Below are 20,587 nucleotides of genomic sequence, written 5' to 3' on the forward strand. Positions count from 1 at the left end.
CTGAAAAGGTCTCACACAGAGGGCACAGAGAACACAGAGGAACAGCGGAGAGATTGAAGTTCTCTCCGTGTCCTCCGTGTCCTCTGTGTGATGCCAATCTGTTTCTCGCGAACCAGAACAATGCTCGGAAACGTGGTATGAGACATTCAGTTGAATTTCCGATCGCGGAGCCGGGTCCTCCGTTGACGCGCGGTGCGCGGCACGCGAGCTTGTCCGCCGCCGTCGCGCCTCGCCCCGGTCGCCAGGAGCAGGTGAGCGGCGCAACCGGCACCGGGGTTGCAAACGTAGGGTGAGGGCGCTTCGTCCGCCGCGGGTCACAGGGACGCGCGGCGGCATCGCTTTGGGACCGGACGAAAGCATCCGTGGCCGATCCATCGCACGGGCAGGCAGAGCCCACGGGCCGCTACCTCGCCCTGCTCTCGCTCACCGCGCTGGGGGTGGTCTACGGCGACATCGGCACCAGCGTGCTGTACTCCGTCCGCGAGAGCTTCCACCACACGCACGGCATCGAGCCGACGCGGCAGAACGTGCTGGGCGTGCTGTCGCTGATCTTCTGGGCGCTCGTGCTGGTCATCTCCGTCAAGTACGCCGTGTTCGTGCTGCGCGCCGACAACCGCGGCGAGGGCGGCATCCTGGCGCTCACCTCGCTGGTCACCCCCGTGGGCGCCGCGCGGCGCAGCCCGCGCTGGGTCCTCATCATGCTGGGGCTCTTCGGCACCGCGCTCCTCTACGGCGACGGGATGATCACGCCGGTGATCTCGGTGCTGGGCGCGGTGGAGGGGCTGGAGGTCGCCACCCCGTTCTTCAGGCCGTACATCGTCCCCATCACCATCGCCGTCCTGGTGGGGCTCTTCGCGTTCCAGAAGCACGGCACGGAGCGGGTGGGGAAGATCTTCGGGCCGGTGACGCTCGTGTGGTTCGTCGTCATCGCCCTGCTGGGCGTCGTGCACATCGTGCGGGCGCCGGGGGTGTTCGCGGCGGTCTTCCCCTGGTACGGCGCCCGCTTCTTCGCCGAGAACGGGTGGAACGGGTTCCTGGTGCTGGGCTCGGTCTTCCTGGTGGTCACCGGCGGCGAGGCGCTCTACGCCGACATGGGGCACTTCGGCCGGAAGCCGATCCGCGCCGCCTGGTACTCGGTGGTGCTCCCGGCGCTCCTGCTCAACTACTTCGGCCAGGGCGCGCTGCTCATCCGCGATCCGACGGCGATCGAGAACCCGTTCTTCCGCATGCCCCCGCACTGGGCGCTCTACCCGGTGGTGGTGATCGCGACCGCCGCGGCGGTGATCGCCTCGCAGGCGCTCATCACCGGCGCGTACTCGCTCACCATGCAGGCGGTGCAGCTCGGCTACATGCCGCGCGTGCAGATCCAGCACACCTCGCACCGCGAGCGGGGGCAGATCTACATCCCCAGCGTCAACCGGGTGCTGATGGTCTCGTGCATCCTGCTGGTGCTGGGCTTCCAGCGCGCCACCAACGTGGCCGCGGCGTACGGGGTGGCGGTCACCACCACCATGGTGGTCACCACGCTCCTCCTCTTCACCGTCGAGCGCGAGCGGTGGCGGTGGCCGATCCTGGCCACGCTCGCCTTCACCGCGTTCTTCCTGGCCGTGGACCTGGCGTTCTGGGGCGCCAACATCGTCAAGATCCCGCGCGGCGGCTGGTTCCCGCTGGTGGTGGGCGCCGCCGTCTTCACCCTGATGTCCACCTGGAAGACGGGCCGGCGCGTGCTGGCCTCGCGCTTCCAGGAGCGCACGCTCCCGATCGACCTCTTCCTGCGCGACGTGGGCGCGAAGCCGCCGCAGCGCGTGGCCGGCACCGCCGTGTTCATGTACGGCAATCGCGAGGGGACGCCGCCCGCGCTGCTGCACAGCCTCAAGCACTACAAGGTGCTGCACGAGCAGGTGGTGTTCCTGAGCGTGGAGACCGCCGAGGTGCCGCACGTCACCGAGGAGGAGCGCATCCAGGTGGAGGAGCTGGGGCACGGCTTCTACCGCATCGTGCTCTCCTACGGCTTCATGGAGGACCCCAACGTCCCCGAGGCGCTGGAGCGGGTCCAGGTCGAGGGGCTGGACCTCGGGCCGATGCGGACCACCTTCTTCCTGGGCCGCGAGACGCTGATCCCCTCCCGGCGGCCGTCGGGGATGGCGTTCTGGCGCGAGCGGCTCTTCGCGGTGATGAGCCGCAACGCCCGCACCGCCACCTCGTTCTTCGGCCTGCCGCCGAACCGCGTGGTCGAGCTGGGAGCGCAGATCGAGCTGTGAGCGCGAAGCGCGAGGGTGCGAAGTGCGAGGCCGGGGATCGTGTGGGTGCGAAAGTTGAGGAGCGGTGCTCGCGCGTGGGACAGACGAGGGAGCCTACCGGATGAGAGAGCCGTGACGCACGGGAAACGCGAGGAGGCGACGGGGCGCTACCTGGCCGTGCTGGCGCTGTCCGCGCTCGGCGTGGTGTACGGCGACATCGGCACCAGCCCGCTCTACGCGATGCGCGAGGCGTTCCGCGCAGAGACGGGGATCGCGCGCACCCCCGAGAACGTGTTCGGCATCCTGTCGCTCATCTTCTGGGCGCTCATCATCGTCATCTCCATCAAGTACCTCGGCTTCGTCATGCGGGCCGACAACCGGGGCGAGGGGGGGATGATCGCGCTCACCGCGCTGGTGGTGCCGCGCCGGGCCACCACGGGCGCCGGGAGCGTGCTGGTGCTGCTGGGGCTCTTCGGCGCCTCGCTCCTCTACGGCGACAGCATGATCACCCCCGCCATCTCGGTGCTCTCCGCCGTGGAGGGGCTGGAGGTGGCCACCCCCTTCTTCGCCCCGTACGTGGTGCCCATCACGGTGGTGATCCTGGTGGGGCTCTTCGCCATCCAGCGGCACGGCACGGCGGGCGTGGGGAGGATCTTCGGCCCCGTCACGCTCCTCTGGTTCACCACGCTGGGCGTGCTGGGGGCCGCCGAGATCGCGCGGCACCCGCGCGTGCTGGCGGCGCTCAGCCCGCACTACGGCGTGGAGTTCTTCGCGCGCAACGGGATGGCCGGCTTCCTGGTGCTGGGCTCGGTGTTCCTGGTGGTCACCGGCGGCGAGGCGCTCTACGCCGACATGGGGCACTTCGGCAAGCGGCCGATCCGCATCACCTGGTTCGGGCTGGTGCTCCCCGCGCTGGTGCTCAACTACTTCGGGCAGGGGGCGCTCATCATCAACGAGAGCGAGGCCGTCGAGCACCCCTTCTTCAACCTGGCGCCCGGGTGGGCCACCTACCCGCTGGTGGTGCTGGCCACCGCGGCCACGGTGATCGCCTCGCAGGCCGTCATCTCCGGCGCCTTCTCGCTCACCCGGCAGGCGGTGCAGCTCGGCTACCTCCCGCGGCTGCACATCGAGCACACCTCCGAGCGCGAGATCGGGCAGATCTACATCCCCGGGGTCAACTGGCTCCTGATGATCGCCTGCATCGGGCTGGTGGTGGGCTTCGCCGAGTCGAGCCGGCTGGCCGCCGCCTACGGGGTGGCGGTCACCACCGACATGGTGTTCACCACGCTCCTCTTCTCGGCCGTGGCGCGGGCGCGCTGGCGCTGGCCGTGGTGGCGGGTGGGGCTGCTGGCGGCCGCCTTCCTGGTGGTGGACGTGGCGTTCTGGGGCGCCAACCTGGTGAAGATCCCGCACGGCGGCTGGTTCCCGCTGGCGGTGGCGGCGGTGATCTTCACCCTGATGACCACCTGGAAGAAGGGGCGGGGGATCCTGGCCACGCGCCTGCACGCCAACACGCTGCCCTTCGACTTCTTCCTGCACGACGTGGAGACCAGCAAGCCGCGGCGCGTCCCCGGCACCGCGGTGTTCATGTACGGCGCCGCCGACGGCACCCCGCCGGCGCTGCTGCACAACCTGGTGCACAACAAGGTGCTGCACGAGCGCGTGGTGCTGCTCACCGTCGAGGTGGAGGAGATCCCCACGGTCGACGACGAGGAGCGCGTGCGGGTGACGCCGCTCAAGCACGGCTTCTTCCGCGTGGTGATCCGCTACGGCTTCACCGAGGACCCCGACATCCCCGCGGCGCTCCAGCTGGCGAAGGCGAAGGGGCTCGAGTTCCGGCCGATGGAGACCAGCTACTTCCTGGGCCGGGAGACGCTGATCCCCTCCAGGAAGCCGGGGATGGCGATGTGGCGCGAGCACCTGTTCTCGGTGATGAGCCGCAACGCCCGTCCGGCCACGTCGTTCTTCGGACTCCCTCCCAACCGGGTCGTGGAGCTGGGGGCGCAGATCGAGCTGTGAAGTGCGAAAGTGCGAGAGTGCGAAAGTGCGAGAGTGATTGGATCGCCGTCACTTTCGCACTTTCGCACTCAGCACTTTCGCACTGCTGTTCTGGGCGTGTCCCTCCGCTGCGCTCCGGGCCGGGCTGCGCGCGCGGTAGGGCACGATACGACCGTGCCCAACCGCGCCGGGCCACCGCCGCGACGATACCCCGAGTCGCGGCGGCGTCCCGGCCCTGTCGGGCGCGCATCCCTCACGCGGGTCTTCGTCGCGCGAAGCACCTGGGGTTCGTAGGGGCGAGCATGCGAGTCCGTGCCGAGTCTGCATCGTCTCGTAACCCCGCCTCCCGCACGGGCTGGCATCCACCGGGCGAGGCATGCCTCGCCCCTACGAGGCTTCAGCGTGAATCCCCCGCACCGGCCGTCGCAAAGTACCCTCTCCCGAAGTTGGGAGAGGGTGGCGACGCGGTAGCGGCGCCGGGTGAGGGCCCCCCGCCGCGCTGAAACCTCGCCCGCCGAATTCCCGTCGAGACGGTACCCCGCATGCACTTCTCCCCGACCGCGGCAGGCGCGCGTTCGATTTTCGGACCCCTCGCGCGTTCCATGGCCGGCGGATCAATCGGGCGGCGGGGCGGTATCAGGTCGGGCTCGATGCGGACAGGTGCAGCAAGGGAGAGACGAGCGTGTTCGACCACATCACCAGGAAACGGAAAGTGAACGAGCGGCGCGCCTTCGGGGCGGCGGCGCTCTCCGTCGCCGTGCACCTGGGGATCGTGCTGCTCCTCGTCCTGGGCATCCGCAGCGGCCGCCCCCTCTTCGCCGACGAGGGGACGCCCACCGGCGTCTCCGACGACGACCGCGCGGGAGGCGGTGGCGGGGGCGGCGGCGGGGGCGAGGTGGTGAGCTACTACGAGCTTCCTCCTCCCCCGCCGCCTCCGCCGGCCCCCGTGCCGGTGCCCGAGGAGGTGCTGATCCCGCCGGTCCCCGTGCCGCCTCCGCCGCCGCCCGTGGAGACGCCGAAGACGGAGCCGCCCAGGCAGGCCGCGCCCGCGCCGCAGCCGGCCCCGCAGCCCACCGCCACCCCGGGGACGGGCGGCGGCACCGGGGCGGCGGAGGGGAGCGGCCAGGGGCCGGGGCAGGGTCCCGGCACCGGGCCGGGGTCGGGCGGCGGCTCCGGGGGCGGCACGGGCGGGGGCGTCGGCAGCGGGAGCGGGCCCGGCACGGGGCTGGGGCGCGGCACCAACGCCACCTGGGACTTCCTGATCATCCCGCCCGCGCGCCCGCGCGGCATGCCCTCGCGCGACATCGAGATCCGCGTGCTGGTCGACGAGCGGGGGCAGGTCAAGGAGGTGGAGCTCAACCCCTCCACCGGCAACCGCGGCTACGACGAGCAGCTGCGCCGCATGGCGCGGGCGTGGCGCTTCAACCCCGCCCGCGACCCCGCCAACCGGCCCGTCGAGCAGTGGGTGCCCGTCGTGGTCACCATCTGATACCGGATTCCAGGAATCAGTGTGCAATCCGGTCCTTTCGCGAACCATGTCATTCCGAGCGGCGCCGCAGCACCGATCCGGATTTCACACCTCAGCTGGGCGGCGCCCGAGGAATCTACTCACCCCGCCCGGACGCTGGCTCCGTGCATCGGTCCGGCCTCCTGCCGGCCGCGAGTAGATTCCTCGGGAGCCCGCCGACCTCGGTGGCGAACTCGAGATCAGCGCATCGGGCTCCACTCGGAATGACAGCCTCCCAATGCACAGCGAATCTCGAAAAACGGTATGAGGCAGGGCGGCGCGAGGGAAGCCCCTCGCGCCGCCTCCGTTTTCGCCGCATATTCCCCGGCGTCTGCCGTTCCCCGGCTTCCCCTGGACAACCCCTTCGCCCCAAGGATCGCATGTCGATCACCGAAGAACGCGCCGCTCCCCCCCACGCGTCGTCCGAGGGCGAGTTCCGCCGCGGCCTGACGCTCTTCGACGCCACCATGCTGGTGGTGGGGTCGATGATCGGCTCGGGCATCTTCATCGTCTCGGCCGACATCGCGCGGCAGATGAACTCGCCGGGGGGGCTGATCGTGGTGTGGGTGGCCGCCGCGCTCATCACCGTCTTCGGCGCGCTCAGCTACGGCGAGCTGGCGGCGGCCATGCCCCGCGCCGGCGGGCAGTACGTGTTCCTGCGCGAGGGGCTGGGGCACATCTGGGGCTTCCTCTACGGCTGGACGCTCTTCATGGTGATCCAGACCGGCACCATCGCCGCCGTGGCGGTGGCGTTCTCGCGCTTCCTGGGCGTCTTCATCCCCGCCGTCTCGCCCGACCTCTTCGTCTCCTTCGGCAAGGTGCCCGTCCCCGGCGGCGAGATCGAGCTGGGGCTCTCGCCGCAGCGCGTGGTCGGCATCGTGATCATCGCGCTGCTCACCTACGTGAACATGCGGGGGCTGCGCGAGGCGAAGTGGATCCAGAACATCTTCACCTTCGCCAAGACGGCGGCGCTCCTGGGCCTCGTGCTGCTGGGGCTCACCATCGGCCGCAACGCGGACGCCGTCGCCAGCAACTTCTCGCACTTCTGGGCCGACACCACGAGCGGCGCCCAGGGGGTGGACTTCTTCGGGATGCAGCTCGTCCTCCCGGCGCTGGCGCTGGCCTTCGGCGCGGCGATGGTGGGCTCGCTCTTCTCGGCCGACGCCTGGAACAACGTGACCTTCGCGGCGGCCGAGGTGCACAACCCGCGGCGCAACCTCCCGCTGGCGCTGGCGATGGGGACGGGGCTGGTGACGCTGCTCTACGTGCTGGCGAACTTCGCGTACCTGAGCGTGCTGCGGCTCTCCGAGATCCAGAACGCGCCGCAGGACCGGGTGGGCACCCTGGCGCTGCAGGAGATGTTCGGCCCGGTGGGCGCCTACCTGATGGCGGGGGCGATCCTGATCTCCACCTTCGGGTGCATCAACGGGCTGATCCTGGCGGGGGCGCGGGTCTACTACGCCATGGCCAGGGACGGGCTCTTCTTCGAGCGCGCCGGGCGCATCTCGCCCCGCACGCACGTGCCGGTGTGGGCGCTGGGGGTGCAGGGGGTGTGGACGGCGTTCCTGACGCTCACCGGCACCTACGGGCAGCTCCTGGACTACGTGATCTTCGCGGCGCTGATCTTCTACGTGCTCACCACGGTGTCGCTCTTCGTGCTGCGCCGGAAGCGGCCGGACCTGGAGCGCCCCTACAAGGCGTTCGGCTACCCCGTGATCCCCGCGCTGTACCTGCTCTCGGCGGCGGCCATCGCGGTGATCCTGCTCTTCGCCAAGCCCGAGTACACGTTCAGCGGGCTGGTGATCGTGCTGCTGGGGATCCCCGTCTACTTCCTCTGGCGCCGCGGTCACCGGCCCACGGTGACCGCCGCCGGGCCGAACCGCTAGGTCCGGCGGCGCGGATCGCCCGAAGCGCGAGCGCCCTCTCCCCGACGACGGGGAGGGGGCGCTCCGGTTTTCGGGGGGGCGGGGTGGCCCGGGCGAATGGAATTCGCTGCGACGACCACACGAAGTCCGCCTGCGCAGACTACGACCTGTCGTGTGGTCGCAGGTCCTGGTGCGCGGGGCAGGCTCCACGGATGGGAAGGCGCCGCGAGGGAAGGTCCCCCGCGGCGCCCCACGAGTCCACGCGTTGCCGCCCGACGCCGGGGAACGGAAGGCCGGCGGTGGGCTCCCGCGGCGCCCGGGCGGCTACGCGCGCGTGGCGGTGGTCAGATGGCGCAGAGACACATGTTGTCGATGCATTCGCCCGACGCGAACGGCCCGAAGCGCCCCTGGCACATCGCGTTGCACGACGTCGGGTTGCAGTCGGGGGGACCTTCGTCCTCCGCCGGGCGGGCGAACGCCTCCGCCGCGCCGAAGCCCAACGCCCCCAGCACGCCCGCGGCGAGGAGCCCGCCACGCACCTTCCTGGCGATTCCGCTCATCCGGCACCTCCGGGTTTCAGGTGTGCAGCGTGTCCGCCGGCCGGTGTCCTGTCAGACCGCACAGACACACTGGCCGTCCTGACAGAAGCCCGACGCGAACGGTCCGAAGCGCGCCTCGCACGAGGCGTTGCATCCCGTCGGGTTGCAGGCGCGGGCGGCGTCGTCCGCCGGGCGGGCGAACGCCCCCGCGGCGCCGAAGCCGAGGGCCCCCAGCACGCTCGCCGCGAGGATGCCGTTGCGTACCTTCCTGCCGATTCCACTCATCTGGACATCTCCTGGGTTGGTCGTGTGCAGCAGTGTCCGCCGGCCGGCCGTCGCATTCGGGAATCTCGCGCCTCATGGCCCGAAAGCGTAAGCCGCCATCCGTTTCTGGAACAAAAGTGTGTCGTGGTGGACGTTCCGGCTCGCGCGGCGGGAAGGAATCGGGGCATGGAGAACGGGGCGCCTCCTCGCGGGAAGCGCCCCGTCACTCGTCTGCCCGGCCGTCCTCGCCGTCACCGTCTTCTTCGTCCGGCGGCGGCTCGCCGTGCTCCCGCAACCAGGCCACCCACTCCGGCGGCGTGGTGCCCCGCCGGGCGTGTGCGTCCCAGACCGCCGACGCCACGGCCGCGAGCACCGGGCCGCGCTCCGCGTCGGGCAGCCCCTCCACGAGCATCGCGCTGACGATCCGCGCGCGCGCCGGCGGGCCGCCGCGGCGGGCGGGCGCCAGCGCGTTGTACCACGCCAGCAGCTTGTCGGCGTTGCGCGCCTGGGGCGTGGAGCCCAGGGTCACGAAGCCGTGCAGCGTGGTCGAGTTGACCCCGATCTTCTTCGCCAGCTTGCGCAGCGACGTGCGCTCGAGCTCGCGGCGCACGGCGGCGCGCACCGCCGGCCAGGGGCCGCGACGGCCGGACGCGACCATCTAGCCGCGCCCGCCCGGGGCCGCTCCCCGGTGTTCGGACTGTTCGGAAAGGATTCTGGGGCACTGGGAAGATTAATCGGCCGCGTCCGACCTGTCCATGTGGACGATTGTGGCGCGCCGTTGCCTCTCGTGGCCGGTGGTCCGGACACCCGTCGGGATCCCCTGCTGAAACTATCTCGCGCAGAGCAGCGGAGTCGGCGGAGAACCACCCGGCTCTCGCCCCGACTCCGCCGACTCCGCGTGAGGCCCGGCGTTCTCCCGGACCCGGTACGGAGGTGGCGCGCTCCGCCCGGGGATGGTAAGCTGAGAGGGAAAACCGAACGTTCCGAACAGCCGATCGCGCCGGGTGCCGCGGACCCGCCCCACCGGTGGCGCGAAGGTGGCGAATTTCGTAATGTTACGGTTCCGCTCACCGCAAGCCTTTCACTGACGGATACATGCGCGCCGACGAGATCCGCTCCCGCTTCCTGGACTACTTCGCCCGGCAGGGGCACGAGGTCCGCCCGTCGTCGTCGCTGGTGCCGGCCGACGACCCCACCCTGCTCTTCACCAACGCGGGGATGGTGCCGTTCAAGAAGGTGTTCCTGGGGATGGAGCACCCCGGGTACACCCGCGCCGCCACCAGCCAGAAGTGCGTGCGCGCCGGCGGCAAGCACAACGACCTGGAGCAGGTGGGGGTGACCGCCCGGCACCAGACCTTCTTCGAGATGCTGGGCAACTTCTCGTTCGGCGACTACTTCAAGCGCGACGCCATCCGCTTCGCCTGGGAGCTGATCACCGGGGAGTACGGCATCCCCGGCGACCGGCTGTGGGTGACGGTCCACTACACCGACGACGAGGCGGCCTCGCTCTGGCGCGAGATCACCGGGATCCCGGAGAGCCGCATCTTCCGGCTGGGCGACAAGGACAACTTCTGGCAGATGGCCGACACCGGCCCCTGCGGCCCCTGCTCGGAGATCCACTTCGACCGGCGCCCCGAGGGCCGGCGCGGCACCGACGTGTCGCAGGAGGAGTTCGAGGAGCTGACCGAGGCGGGCGAGATCCTGGAGTTCTGGAACCTGGTGTTCATGCAGTACGACCGCGACGTGGACGGCGTCCTCACGCCGCTCCCCGCGCCGTCGATCGACACCGGGATGGGGCTGGAGCGCCTGACCTCGATCCTCCAGGGGGTCGACTCGAACTACCAGACCGACCTCTTCACCGACGTCATCGACCGGGCGGTGGAGGTGGTGGGCGTGCCCTACGTCTACGCCTCGGAAGCCGGCGTCGGCTACCGCGTGCTGGCCGACCACGCGCGCGCCACGGCGTTCCTGCTGGCCGACGGCGTCTTCCCCAGCAACGAGGGGCGCGGCTACGTGCTGCGCCGCATCCTCCGCCGCGCCGTGCGCCACGCCTGGCTGCTGGGCCGCCGCGAGCCCACGCTGGTGCACGTGGTGGAGGCGGTGATCGACCGCATGGGCGTGGCCTACCCCGAGCTGCTGGCGCGGCGCACCTACATCACCCGCAACGTCCGCGGCGAGGAGGAGCGCTTCCTGGGCACCATCGACGCCGGGATGAAGCGCTTCGACGAGCTGGCGCCCGCGGGCGGGAGCGGGACGCTCTCCGGGAAGGACGTCTTCAAGCTCTACGACACCTTCGGCTTCCCCGTGGACCTCACGGCGCTCATGGCGGCCGAGCGCGGCTGGTCGGTGGACGTGGACGGCTTCGAGGAGGAGCTGGAGGCGCAGCGCCGCCGGAGCCGCGCCGACCGCGCGGCCGCGGGGCTCGCCGTGGAGGGCGACGCGCTGGCGGACGGGTGGGAGTTCGTGGAGGGCGGCGAGGCGGCCGAGCAGGAGTTCGCGGCGTACCGCACCACCTCGCTGGAGACCGACGTGCTGGGGTACCGGCGGATGGAGGACGGGAAGCTGGCGCTCCTGCTGCGCGAGAACCCGTTCTACGCCGAGAGCGGCGGGCAGATCTCCGACACCGGGCACGTGCACGGCGACGGGTGGACGATGGCCGTGCGGGAGGTGCGGAAGGTGTCGGGGCGCATCGCCATCGTGGGCCCCGTGGAGGGCGACTTCGTCCCCGGCATCGTGCGCGCCGAGGTGGAGGAGCCCACGCGGCGCGAGACGGAGCGCAACCACACGGCCACGCACCTGCTGCACGCGGCGCTGCGCAAGGTGCTGGGCGAGCACGTGCACCAGATGGGCTCGCTGGTGGCGCCCGACCGGCTGCGCTTCGACTACGCGCACTCGGGGCCGCTCTCGCCCGACGAGCTCACGGCGGTGGAGGTGATGGTCAACCGCGAGATCCTGGCGAACCAGCCCGTGGAGCAGCACCAGATGGGCTTGCGCGACGCGCAGCGGCGCGGCGCCATGGCGCTCTTCGGCGAGAAGTACGGCGAGATCGTGCGGGTGATCGAGATCCCCGGCGTGTCGATGGAGCTGTGCGGCGGCACGCACGTGCGCACCACGGGGCAGATCGGCCTCTTCCGCATCGTCTCGGAGAGCGGCGTGGCGGCCGGCGTGCGGCGCATCGAGGCGGTGACGGGCCTGGGCGCCTACGAGCGGGTGCGCGCGGAGGAGCGCGCGCTCAGGGAGGCGGCGGCGCTGCTCCGGACGCGCGAGGAGAACCTGCTGCCGCGCCTGCAGCAGGTGCTGGAGGAGAACCGCGAACTGCGCCGGCAGCTGGAGCGCGCCCGCCAGTCCGGCGGCGCCGACGAGGTGTCGCGGCTGCTGGACTCGGCCCAGACCGTGGACGGCGCACGGGTGATCGCCTCCAGCGTCGACGTGGCCGACGCCGACGAGCTGCGCGCGCTGGGCGACCGGCTGCGCGAGCGGCTGGGGAGCGGGGTGGCCGTGCTCTCGGCGGCGCTGGGCGACCGCACGGCGCTCTTCGCGGTGGCCACCGACGACATGGTGAGCCGCGGGGTGCGCGCCGACACGGTGGTGCGCGAGGTGGCGGCGCTGGTGGGCGGCAAGGGCGGGGGGAAGCCGCACATGGCGCAGGCGGGGGTGAACGACCCGGCGCGCGTTCCCGAGGCGCTGGAGAAGGTGGCCGACATCGTCCGGCCGCTGCTGGGCGGGCCGGCCGCGTGAGCCCGGCGGAGCGCTGGCTGCGCGCGCGGGTCTCCGGCGCGCCGCCGGAGCTGCTGGACGCCATGGCCGCCGCCCTCCCCGCGGAGGACGGCGGCCCGCTCCCCGAGGCGCTGGCGGCGGGGGCGCTGCGCCTCTACGAGGGCGTCCTCCACGGCACCGGCGGCCGCGAGGACGCCCTCCCGCTCCTGGCCGCCGACGCGCTGATGACGCACGCGCTGGAGGCTCAGGCCGAGGCCGACCCCGACGCGCTGGAGGAGTTCGCGGTGCGCTGGGGCGCGGCGGGGGAGCTGGGGCGGCTGGCGGAGCGGGCGGCCCCGCCCTGATCTCGATCCCTCGTCGCCCGCGGTGTTCGGCCCCGCGGGCGATGTCGTTTCCTCGACCACCGTCATCGGATCGGGCCAGCCGCTCGCCTGCTTCGACTCGCTCACGTCGAAGGATGTTGCGCGCGGTGCCGATGGGTGCTTATCTAGATCGCGCTCACGTCCTTGGTCTACGAGCCCCCGCCGACCTCTCTCCCGCCATGGCGAAAGACCCCCCGGCCCTGGAATCCCCTCCCGCGGACGAGGCCGCCTCCACGCGATCGATCGCCGACCAGCTCAGGGCCAAGATCGTCAAGGACAATCCCACCGGGATCATGCGGCGCGACGCGCATCCGAAGATGCACGGGGTCGTCAGGGCCGAGTTCGTCGTCGAGCCGGACCTGCCGCCGGAGCTCCGGGTCGGCATCTTCAGGGAGCCGAAGACCTATCGCGCCTGGATCCGGTTCTCGAACCAGAACGGCCGCATCAGGCCCGACGGCAAGCCCGACATCCGCGGCATGGCGATCAAGCTGATGGGTGTGCCGGGCGAGAAGCTGCTGGACGAGGAGAGAGACGAGCAGACCCAGGACTTCATCCTGATCAGCACCCCGGTGTTCGTCACGAAGGACGCCAGGGAGTTCGACGACCTGCTGAAGACGCTGGAGAGCGGCGCTCTCGTCCAGGCCTGGTTCTACCTGACCCATTTGCGCGTGCTCCTGAACGTCGTCAGATCGTTGAAGAAGTTCGCCAACCCCCTGCAGGTCCGCTATTTCAGCACCACGCCGTATCTCTGGGGCGACACCGCGGTCAAGTATTCCGCGATCCCGCGGGTGGGCGTCCCGGATACGATCCCGAAGGACGCGGAGGACGACTATCTCCGCGGGGCGATGGTCCGGCAGCTGGAGGCGGGCGACGCCAGGTTCGACTTCGCGGTGCAGCTGCGGACCGACCCCGGCGCCATGCCGATCGAGGACCCCGGCAGGGAGTGGAGCGAGGCCGCATCTCCGTACCGGAAGGTCGCGTCGATCGTGATCCCGAAGCAGAGCTTCGACACCGAGCGGCAGAGGGCGTTCGGCGAGAACCTGTCGTATTCCCCCTGGCACAGCCTGCCGGAGCACCGTCCCCTGGGTGGGGTGAATCGCGCGCGCAGGGTGGTGTACGCGTGCATCTCGACCTTCCGGCATCAGAAGAACGACGTGCCGAGAAGGGAGCCGACGAGCTGGGAGATCTGAGATCTTCCCGATGGTGCGGCGGACAATCGAAGCGATGCCGTTCAGCGGCGACCCCTTCCCTACCAAAGGAGCAGAGCATGGAGCTCGGCGCGTTCTCGGTCAGCCTGGCCGTCAAGGACATCGAGGCCTCGAGGAGGTTCTACGAGAAGTTCGGCTTCCAGCCCTTCGCCGGAGACGCCTCGCAGAACTGGCTGATCCTGAAGAACGGCGATCACGTGATCGGGCTTTTCCAGGGGATGTTCGAGAAGAACATCCTCACCTTCAACCCCGGCTGGGACAGCAGCGCCCGGAAGCTCGCCTCTTTCACCGACATCCGCGAGCTGCAGCGCCAGTTGAAGGCGCAGGGGGTGCAGCTGCAGCAGGAGGCGGACGAGAGCACGACGGGGCCGGCCAGCTTCATCGCCGTGGACCCCGATGGGAACCCGATCCTCGTCGACCAGCACGTGTGAGCAGGATGGCTCCGGCGAGACTGGACGTGGCCGGCCGCTCCCGGCGGCGGTCGAGCTTTAGCGTCGGCCGGCCGGACTGCGCGGCGAGGCAGGGCAGCTCGCGCGGGCCGGGAGCTCGGCCGGAAGCGTGACCCCCGCCTCGCCCGACCGCGCCGAGACCCGTCTCCAGGCGTTCTCCCGCGACGTGCGCGCGCTGCCGCGCACGGCGTGGGTGGTGTACGCGGGGACGTTCATCAACCGCTTCGGCGGCTTCGTCCTCACCTTCCTGGTGCTGATCCTGGTGCAGCGCGGCTACACGCCCGCCGAGGCCGGGGTGGCGGCGTCGGCGTACGGGGTGGGGAGCGTGGGCGCCGCGGCGGTGGGCGGGCACCTGGCCGACCGCATCGGGCGGCGGCGCAGCATCGCCCTCTCCATGTTCTCGGCCGCGGCGGTGATGCTGCTCCTCTGGCGCGCGGAGAGCCTCCCGGCGATCGTCGCGCTGGCGGCGCTCGCGGGGGTGACGGCGGAGCTGTACCGGCCGGCGGCCGCCGCGCTGCTGGCCGACGTGACGCCCGTGGGCCGGCGCGTGGTCACCTTCGCCCTCTACCGCACCGCCGTGAACGCGGGCTTCGCGCTGGGGCCGGCGATGGCGGGGTACTTCGCCACCCGCTCGACCGCCGTCATCTTCGTGGGCGACGCGCTCACCTGCGTGCTCTACGGGCTGCTGGTGCTCGTCGCCGTGCCGAAGAGCTTCGACCGGCCGGCCCCGCGCGCCGAGGCGGCGGAGGCCGGGGCGAAGCGGGAGCGCGGGCCGTCGGCGCTCCAGCTGATCGCGGCGGACCGGGCGCTGCTGGGGGTGCTGGCGGCGGCCACGGCGCTGGCGTTCGTCTACCACCAGTCGACGGTGACGCTGGCGCTGGAGGTGGACGCGCGCGGGCTCTCCACCGACAGCTTCGGCTTCCTGATGTCGCTGAACGGGGCGCTCTGCCTGCTGCTGGAGCTCCCCGCCGCGGCCGTCACCGCGCGGCTGCCCGCGTGGATGCCGATGGCCGTCGGCGCGGTGCTGACGGGCGTCGGCTTCGGGGCCACGGGGCTGGCGCCGACGCTGCCGGTGCTGGCGCTCACCGTGGTGGTGTGGACGCTGGGCGAGATCGTGCACTCGCCGGTGGTGGCGGCGTTCATGGCCGACCTGGCGCCGCGCGGGTTCCAGGGGCGCTACCAGGCCGCGCTCGGCTTCACCCACGCGGCGGGGCTGGTGCTGTCGCCGGCGCTGGGGCCCGCGCTCTTCGGCTGGAGCCGCCCGGGGCTGTGGGCGCTCTGCGCGGTGCTGGGCGTCGGCGCCGGGCTCACCTACGCCGTCCTCGGCCGCGCCCGCCACGTCCGCACCGTCGAGGCGGAGCTGAAGGCGGTGGAGATGCCGGGGGACTGACCTCCATCACCCGTCGACCGATGATCGTGATGCGCATCGTCCCACCCACCGTCGCCCTGGCGATCTTCGCCGCCGCCTGCGCGCCCGCGGAAGAGGGCGGGGAAGCGGCGCGCCCGGACTCGGCCGCAGCCGCGGCTGTTCCCGCCCCGGATTCCGGCCCGTCCTTCGTCCCCTCGTCTCCGAAGCTGCCCGAGGCGTGGCAGCTGTCGGAGAGGGGGATCGGCCCGGTGGGCGTGGGGATGACGGCCGAGGAGGTGCGGCGCCGGCTGGGCGGCGACTTCCAGGTGCAGCCGCCCGACGAGCCCGGCGGCTGCACCTATGGGCTCTCGCGCGCGCTGCCGCCCGGCGTGGGCGTGATGCTGCAGGGCGATCGCGTGGTGCGCGTGGAGGTCGACAGCGGCGCCGCGGCCACGGCGGCGGGCGCCCGCATTGGCGACACGGAGGCCCGCCTGCGCGAGCTGTACGGGGAGGTCCGCGTGGAGCCGCACAAGTACGAGGCCGGGCACTACGTGATCGTGCTGCCGCGCGCGCCGGTCGACACCCTGCGCCGCATCGTCTTCGAGACCGATTCCGCCGGCCGGGTGACGCGCTTCCGCGGCGGCGTGTACCCGCCGGTCGAGTACGTCGAGGGCTGCTCGTGATGCCGCTCGTGAAGCGAATCGCCCGCGCGGTCCGTGGATCGGCGCGGGCGCGTAGATTGCGCGAAGTTATTGCAGGATCTGGAACCCCCCTTTCGCACGCAGAGGCAGCAGAGTGAACAGAAGGGGTTCACTGCTGTCTCTGCTGACTCTGCGTGAGGCCTGGTGTTTTTCCGGACTGGTATCAGGAGGCACGTCGAAGCGCTTCCTCCACTGATGCCGGCAGATCCAGTTCCAGGAAGTAGCTCCTGGGATATAGGTAGTCCTCTCCACACTCGTCGATCACCCGGATGTGACCGTGGCGCTCGGCGTCGGGATCGGGAAGCACTTCGTAGAACTTCCGGGTCTGGAGACTCGCTTCGTATTCGCCGTTCTCGACGCAGACGGCGAATCGTCCCTTCGACCTGTCTCCTTCGTCACTCATGGCTTCAGATCCCCTTTGGGTTGATTGCACGATCCGGAAGCAGAGGGCATTATCATGCGCGCCCAGACAGTAAAATGGACTGAATGGACGACTTTCGCAATGGGTGAAGCGGGATTCGATCTGACCGGGGCTCTCGAACGGTGCCGCGCGGCCGAGAAGGCGCAGGCGCTCTTCTACCGCGCGCTGGCGGCCGAGGCCGAGGCGCGCGGCGACGGCGTGCTCAGCGAGCGGCTGAACGAGCTGCACGCCGACGAGCAGCACCACCTGTCGCGGCTCACCGCGCGGCTGCTGGAGCTGGGCGCCGCGCCGGCCGACCTCTCGCACCTGCGCACGGACCGCGTCGCGCTGGACGAGTGGGAGGACGCCGCCCGCGCGCGCGAGCGGGAGGAGGTGCGGCGCTACGAGGAGCTGGCCGCCGCGGCGCTCGACGGCCACACCGCGGGCGTGGTGCGCGAGATCCTGGAGACGGAGCGGCACCACGCCGAAGAGCTGGGGGGGAAGTGGACGACCGCCTGAGGCCGGGGAGCGCGCCCCGTGGCTGAGCACGCTCCCGCGCCGCTGCCTCGCGTGCTGCTGCTGGCCACCGGCGGCACCATCTCCATGCGGCGCGACGCACAGGCGGGCGGCGCGATCCCGCAATTGTCCGGGCGCGAGATCCTGGACGCCGTGCCCGGGATCGAGCGGGTCGCCCAGGTGGAGGTGCGCGAGTTCGGGCGCTACCCGGGCCCGCACATGACGCCCGAGCGGATGTGGGAGCTGCGCGCCGCCATCCTGGACGCCCTGGCGGAAGGGGTGGACGGGATCGTGGTGACGCACGGCACCGACACCATCGAGGAGACGGCGTACCTGCTGGACCGCTCGCTCCCGCCCGAGACGCCCGTCGTCATCACCGGGGCCATGCGCAACTCGTCGGAGCTGTCGTGGGACGGCCCGGCCAACCTGATGAGCGCGGTGGAGGTGGCCGCCGCCCCCGAGGCGCGCGGGCGCGGGACCATGGTGGTGATGGACGAGGAGATCGTGCAGGGCGCCGAGGTGGTGAAGACGCACACCGAGCAGGCCGGCACCTTCCGCTCGCCCAACTGGGGCCCGCTGGGGATCACCGACAAGGCGCGCGCGCTCTTCTACCGCGAGAGCCGGCGCAGGCCCACGCTGGCGCCGCGCCGGCCGGTGACTCCCGTGGACCTGATCAAGATCGTGGCGGGCGCCGACTCGCGGCTGCTGGAGGCGAGCCTGGAGACGGGGGCGCACGGGGTGGTGCTGGAGGCGCTGGGGCGGGGGAACGTCCCCCCGGCGGTGGTCCCCGGCATCCAGCGCTGGGTCGACGCGGGGAAGCCGGTGGTGGTGGCCTCGCGCTCGCAGCGGGGGCGCGTGCTCGACACCTACGCCTACGAGGGCGGCGGCCACCAGCTGCGCGAGATGGGCGCCATCTTCGCCGACCACCTCTCGGGCCAGCAGGCGCGCATCGAGCTGATGCTGGCGCTCGGCGTCCACTCCGGCGACGTGGAGCGCGTCCGCGCCACCATCGAAGGCGACCGCTACGAGGAGTAGCGCCACGCGGCCGCCCGCCGCCGTCACACGGTGCGGATCACGACGGAAGCCCCGGGTCTCGGGCGGACCCGGTCACGCGGGATCGGTCCCGACCACGTCCGCGGCGACGGCGCGCAGGAGCGAGTCGCGGTCGTCGTTCAGCGCCACGCGGGCGGCGCGGAAGCGCAGCCCCGAGCGCTGGCACGCCAGGTCGCACAGGCGGAGCAGGCGCGCCACCGACTCCTCGTCCAGCGCCACCGTGCTGCTGGTCAGTGGCGGCGCCACCGCCTCGCCGCGCGCGTGCGCCTCCAGCAGCGCCTGGGTGCGGCTGAGGGTGGCGGCGCGCACGTACAGCTCGATCGCCATGTCGGCGAGGCGCGCCACCACGAACTGCCGCTCCACCACGCCGGCGCCGTGCGCGCGGATCACCCGCTCCGTCGCGGCGCGCAGGTCGCGGGTGTGGTCGGCCAGGTAGTCGAAGTGGCGGCGCAGCGCCGGGTGCACCTCGCCCTCCACGCTGGGCTCGCCGCGGCCCAGCGCCAGCCGCACCCGGGTGGTGGCGAACTCGCCCAGCAGGCCCAGCCCCTCGATCGGGTGCCTGAGCGCCTCGCCGATCCGGCGCAGGTACTCGCCCGGGCCCTGGACGCCCGAGAGCCCCACGAACAGGCGCAGCACCTCGTTGGTCCCCTCGAAGATCCGTGTGATGCGCGCGTCGCGGTACATCCGCTCGTACGGGTACCCCTTCACGAAGCCGCGCCCCCCGGCGATCTGCACCGTCTCGTCCACCGCGCGGTCCAGCGCCTCGCTGTTCCACACCTTGGCGGCGGCGCTCTCCAGCGCGTAGTCCACGTCGCCGCGGTCGGCCAGCCCGGTGGTGAAGTAGGCCGCGCTCTCCGCGGTGTACGCGTCGGCCGCCATCGCCGCCAGCTTCCCCTGGATCAGCTCGAACCCGGCGATCGGCCGCCCGAACTGCCGCCGCTCCGCCGCGAAGCGCGACGCCATCTCCAGGCACCGCTTCACCCCGCCCGCCGCGCCGGCCGAGAGCCCCTGCCGCCCGGAGTTCAGGATGCGCATGGCCAGCTTGAACCCCTCGCCCACCTCGCCCAGCACGTTCTCCCGCGGCACCCGCACGTCGCGGAAGCGCAGCTCGGCCTGGTTGCTCCCCCGCGCGCCCATCTTGCGCAAGGGCGCCCCGCGCGTGAAGCCGGGCATGTCGGGGCGCAGGATGAACGCCGTCACCCGGTCCACCGTGCGCCCCTCCCGCTCCACCGGCGTCTGCGCGAAGGCGACCACGATCTCGCTGAACGAGGCGTTGCCGATCCAGATCTTGTCGCCGTTCAGGACCCAGTGGCTCCCGTCGCCGCTGGGGACCGCGCGGCTCTCGATCCCCTGCGCGTCGCTGCCGGCGTTCGGCTCCGTGAGCGCGAACGAGGCGAGCCACTCGCCGGCGGCCGCCTTCGGGAGGTAGGCGCGCTTCTGCTCCTCGGTCCCCGCCAGCACGATCCCCTTGGTGCCGATGGAGAGGTGCACGCCCAGGATGATGCCGAGCCCCACGTCGTAGGCGGTGACGGCCTCGAACACGCGGCAGTAGGCGCTCTGGCTGAGGCCCATCCCCCCGAACTCGGCGGGGATGGCGATGCCGAACAGCCCCATCCGCGCCAGCTCGCCGATCACGCGCGGCGGCACCTCCTCGTCCTCGTCCACCCGCTCGCGGTCCAGCTCGCGCTCCAGGTACCCCATCACCTCCGCCAGGAACGCCGAGACCCGCGCGTTCTCGTCGTCGGAGATGCGCGGGTAGGGGAAGAGGATGGAGTCTTCGATCGACCCCGCGAAGAACCCGCGCGTGAGCGACTGCGTCTCGTCGGCCATGGTCCGCCCGTCGAAGGTCCGGCGGGGCGCCGGGACCCCGCCGCGGAGTGGGAATCGCGCCCGGGCGCGCGCCGAAAGACTCGGGTCCGACACCAGAACGGTCGATCGGCTGTGCATTTTCGGAACCCCCAGGAACGTCGTCCTGGGGGCGCACGCGCCGAAGTCGCGTCTGCACAAGAGCTTGTGCGCCCGAATGGATTTGCGGGTCGGATGGGAGCGTCATACCGGATTCCACGATCGATCGTGCATCCCGCGCCCCGAGGGTGTCATCCTGAGGGAGCGTCTGCGCGTAATTCGCTCCCGCACCAATGGTTGGACGCGACCGAAGGATCTACTCCGCGTGTCTGGTGGCCAGATGAAGTGCGCGGAAGCCGGCCTCGCTCTGGGGTGAGTAGATCCTTCGGTCGCCGCCAAACTTCGGTGCCGGGACAGGCTCGGTGCGGCGGCTCCCTGAATAGAAACTACCTGGCTCGTGCGCTGTGACGGGCTTCGGTGCTCGCCGCGGGTAGCCCCCCTCCCCGGCCCTCCCCCCGCTGCGCGGTGGGAGGGAGAACTACAACCCGTTTCATCCTCCGTGGTCGCGCGCAGCG

The 20,587-nt window shown here is 71.6% G+C and carries 17 protein-coding genes; 12 read left to right on the forward strand and 5 right to left on the reverse strand.

Annotated elements, in window-relative coordinates:
* Positions 1-362 precede the first annotated feature (362 nt).
* The 4 genes from VF746_15740 (at position 363) to VF746_15755 (ending at position 7,631) form a co-directional block, all read left to right on the forward strand.
* A complete protein-coding gene (locus tag VF746_15740) occupies positions 363-2,261 on the forward strand; it encodes a potassium transporter Kup (GenBank protein ID HEX8693874.1) in 1,899 nt (632 codons plus the stop codon).
* Positions 2,262-2,372: 111 nt separating this feature from the next.
* On the forward strand, positions 2,373-4,259 hold the full coding sequence (locus tag VF746_15745; protein ID HEX8693875.1) for a potassium transporter Kup: 1,887 nt from the start codon (positions 2,373-2,375) through the stop codon (positions 4,257-4,259).
* Positions 4,260-4,950: 691 nt separating this feature from the next.
* Positions 4,951-5,727 carry an energy transducer TonB gene (locus tag VF746_15750; GenBank protein HEX8693876.1) on the forward strand — a complete coding sequence of 259 codons (777 nt, stop codon included), beginning with the start codon at positions 4,951-4,953 and terminating at the stop codon, positions 5,725-5,727.
* A gap of 398 nt (positions 5,728-6,125) precedes the next feature.
* A complete protein-coding gene (locus tag VF746_15755) occupies positions 6,126-7,631 on the forward strand; it encodes an amino acid permease (protein HEX8693877.1) in 1,506 nt (501 codons plus the stop codon).
* Positions 7,632-7,954: 323 nt separating this feature from the next.
* On the opposite strand, the gene VF746_15760 is transcribed toward VF746_15755, so the two are convergent.
* From VF746_15760 to VF746_15770, 3 genes are all read right to left on the reverse strand, one after another.
* Positions 7,955-8,170, reverse strand: coding sequence for a hypothetical protein (locus VF746_15760; GenBank protein ID HEX8693878.1), 216 nt, complete (start codon positions 8,168-8,170; stop codon positions 7,955-7,957).
* Positions 8,171-8,221: 51 nt separating this feature from the next.
* Complete coding sequence (locus VF746_15765; GenBank protein ID HEX8693879.1) at positions 8,222-8,434, reverse strand: hypothetical protein; 213 nt, start codon at positions 8,432-8,434, stop codon at positions 8,222-8,224.
* Positions 8,435-8,636: 202 nt separating this feature from the next.
* Complete coding sequence (locus VF746_15770; GenBank protein HEX8693880.1) at positions 8,637-9,071, reverse strand: hypothetical protein; 435 nt, start codon at positions 9,069-9,071, stop codon at positions 8,637-8,639.
* Between the two features lie 437 nt (positions 9,072-9,508).
* On the opposite strand from VF746_15770, the gene alaS reads away from it, so the two are divergent.
* From alaS to VF746_15800, 6 genes are all read left to right on the forward strand, one after another.
* On the forward strand, positions 9,509-12,151 hold the full coding sequence (alaS, locus tag VF746_15775; protein HEX8693881.1) for an alanine--tRNA ligase: 2,643 nt from the start codon (positions 9,509-9,511) through the stop codon (positions 12,149-12,151).
* Positions 12,148-12,474 (forward strand): hypothetical protein, encoded by a 327-nt coding sequence (locus VF746_15780; GenBank protein HEX8693882.1) that lies wholly within the window; start codon positions 12,148-12,150, stop codon positions 12,472-12,474. The genes alaS and VF746_15780 overlap by 4 nt, the downstream gene beginning before the upstream one ends.
* Before the next feature lie 113 nt (positions 12,475-12,587).
* The gene (locus VF746_15785; protein HEX8693883.1) at positions 12,588-13,682 is read left to right on the forward strand and encodes a catalase family protein; all 1,095 of its coding nucleotides are present in this window, start codon (positions 12,588-12,590) and stop codon (positions 13,680-13,682) included.
* A 77-nt stretch (positions 13,683-13,759) separates the two neighbouring features.
* Positions 13,760-14,131 (forward strand): VOC family protein, encoded by a 372-nt coding sequence (locus VF746_15790; GenBank protein ID HEX8693884.1) that lies wholly within the window; start codon positions 13,760-13,762, stop codon positions 14,129-14,131.
* A gap of 127 nt (positions 14,132-14,258) precedes the next feature.
* Positions 14,259-15,539: an MFS transporter gene (locus tag VF746_15795; GenBank protein HEX8693885.1), complete on the forward strand. Its 1,281-nt coding sequence runs from the start codon at positions 14,259-14,261 to the stop codon at positions 15,537-15,539.
* A gap of 29 nt (positions 15,540-15,568) precedes the next feature.
* Positions 15,569-16,180, forward strand: coding sequence for a hypothetical protein (locus tag VF746_15800; protein ID HEX8693886.1), 612 nt, complete (start codon positions 15,569-15,571; stop codon positions 16,178-16,180).
* A 181-nt stretch (positions 16,181-16,361) separates the two neighbouring features.
* Here the strand turns inward: VF746_15800 and VF746_15805 are convergent, their stop codons facing one another.
* Positions 16,362-16,601 (reverse strand): hypothetical protein, encoded by a 240-nt coding sequence (locus VF746_15805; GenBank protein ID HEX8693887.1) that lies wholly within the window; start codon positions 16,599-16,601, stop codon positions 16,362-16,364.
* A 99-nt stretch (positions 16,602-16,700) separates the two neighbouring features.
* Here VF746_15805 and VF746_15810 point away from each other — a divergent pair, with 99 nt between their 5' ends.
* Entirely contained in the window at positions 16,701-17,117 is a 417-nt protein-coding gene (locus VF746_15810) for a ferritin-like domain-containing protein (protein HEX8693888.1), read from the forward strand.
* Between the two features lie 18 nt (positions 17,118-17,135).
* Positions 17,136-18,149, forward strand: coding sequence for an asparaginase (locus VF746_15815; protein HEX8693889.1), 1,014 nt, complete (start codon positions 17,136-17,138; stop codon positions 18,147-18,149).
* A 72-nt stretch (positions 18,150-18,221) separates the two neighbouring features.
* Here the strand turns inward: VF746_15815 and VF746_15820 are convergent, their stop codons facing one another.
* On the reverse strand, positions 18,222-19,997 hold the full coding sequence (locus tag VF746_15820; protein ID HEX8693890.1) for an acyl-CoA dehydrogenase family protein: 1,776 nt from the start codon (positions 19,995-19,997) through the stop codon (positions 18,222-18,224).
* Positions 19,998-20,587: the final 590 nt, after the last annotated feature.

It is taken from the genome of Longimicrobium sp., from assembly GCA_036389795.1.
GTDB lineage: Bacteria > Gemmatimonadota > Gemmatimonadetes > Longimicrobiales > Longimicrobiaceae > Longimicrobium.

Bases quoted from the DNA above. Each gene is read 5' to 3' on its own strand.
- VF746_15805 (HEX8693887.1), bottom strand. From the start codon at position 16,601: ATGAGTGACGAAGGAGACAGGTCGAAGGGACGATTCGCCGTCTGCGTC.
- VF746_15765 (HEX8693879.1), bottom strand. From the start codon at position 8,434: ATGAGTGGAATCGGCAGGAAGGTACGCAACGGCATCCTCGCGGCGAGC.
- VF746_15800 (HEX8693886.1), top strand. From the start codon at position 15,569: ATGCGCATCGTCCCACCCACCGTCGCCCTGGCGATCTTCGCCGCCGCC.
- VF746_15820 (HEX8693890.1), bottom strand. From the start codon at position 19,997: ATGGCCGACGAGACGCAGTCGCTCACGCGCGGGTTCTTCGCGGGGTCG.
- alaS (HEX8693881.1), top strand. From the start codon at position 9,509: ATGCGCGCCGACGAGATCCGCTCCCGCTTCCTGGACTACTTCGCCCGG.
- VF746_15785 (HEX8693883.1), top strand. From the start codon at position 12,588: ATGTTGCGCGCGGTGCCGATGGGTGCTTATCTAGATCGCGCTCACGTC.
- VF746_15755 (HEX8693877.1), top strand. From the start codon at position 6,126: ATGTCGATCACCGAAGAACGCGCCGCTCCCCCCCACGCGTCGTCCGAG.
- VF746_15810 (HEX8693888.1), top strand. From the start codon at position 16,701: ATGGGTGAAGCGGGATTCGATCTGACCGGGGCTCTCGAACGGTGCCGC.
- VF746_15790 (HEX8693884.1), top strand. From the start codon at position 13,760: ATGGAGCTCGGCGCGTTCTCGGTCAGCCTGGCCGTCAAGGACATCGAG.
- VF746_15770 (HEX8693880.1), bottom strand. From the start codon at position 9,071: ATGGTCGCGTCCGGCCGTCGCGGCCCCTGGCCGGCGGTGCGCGCCGCC.
- VF746_15760 (HEX8693878.1), bottom strand. From the start codon at position 8,170: ATGAGCGGAATCGCCAGGAAGGTGCGTGGCGGGCTCCTCGCCGCGGGC.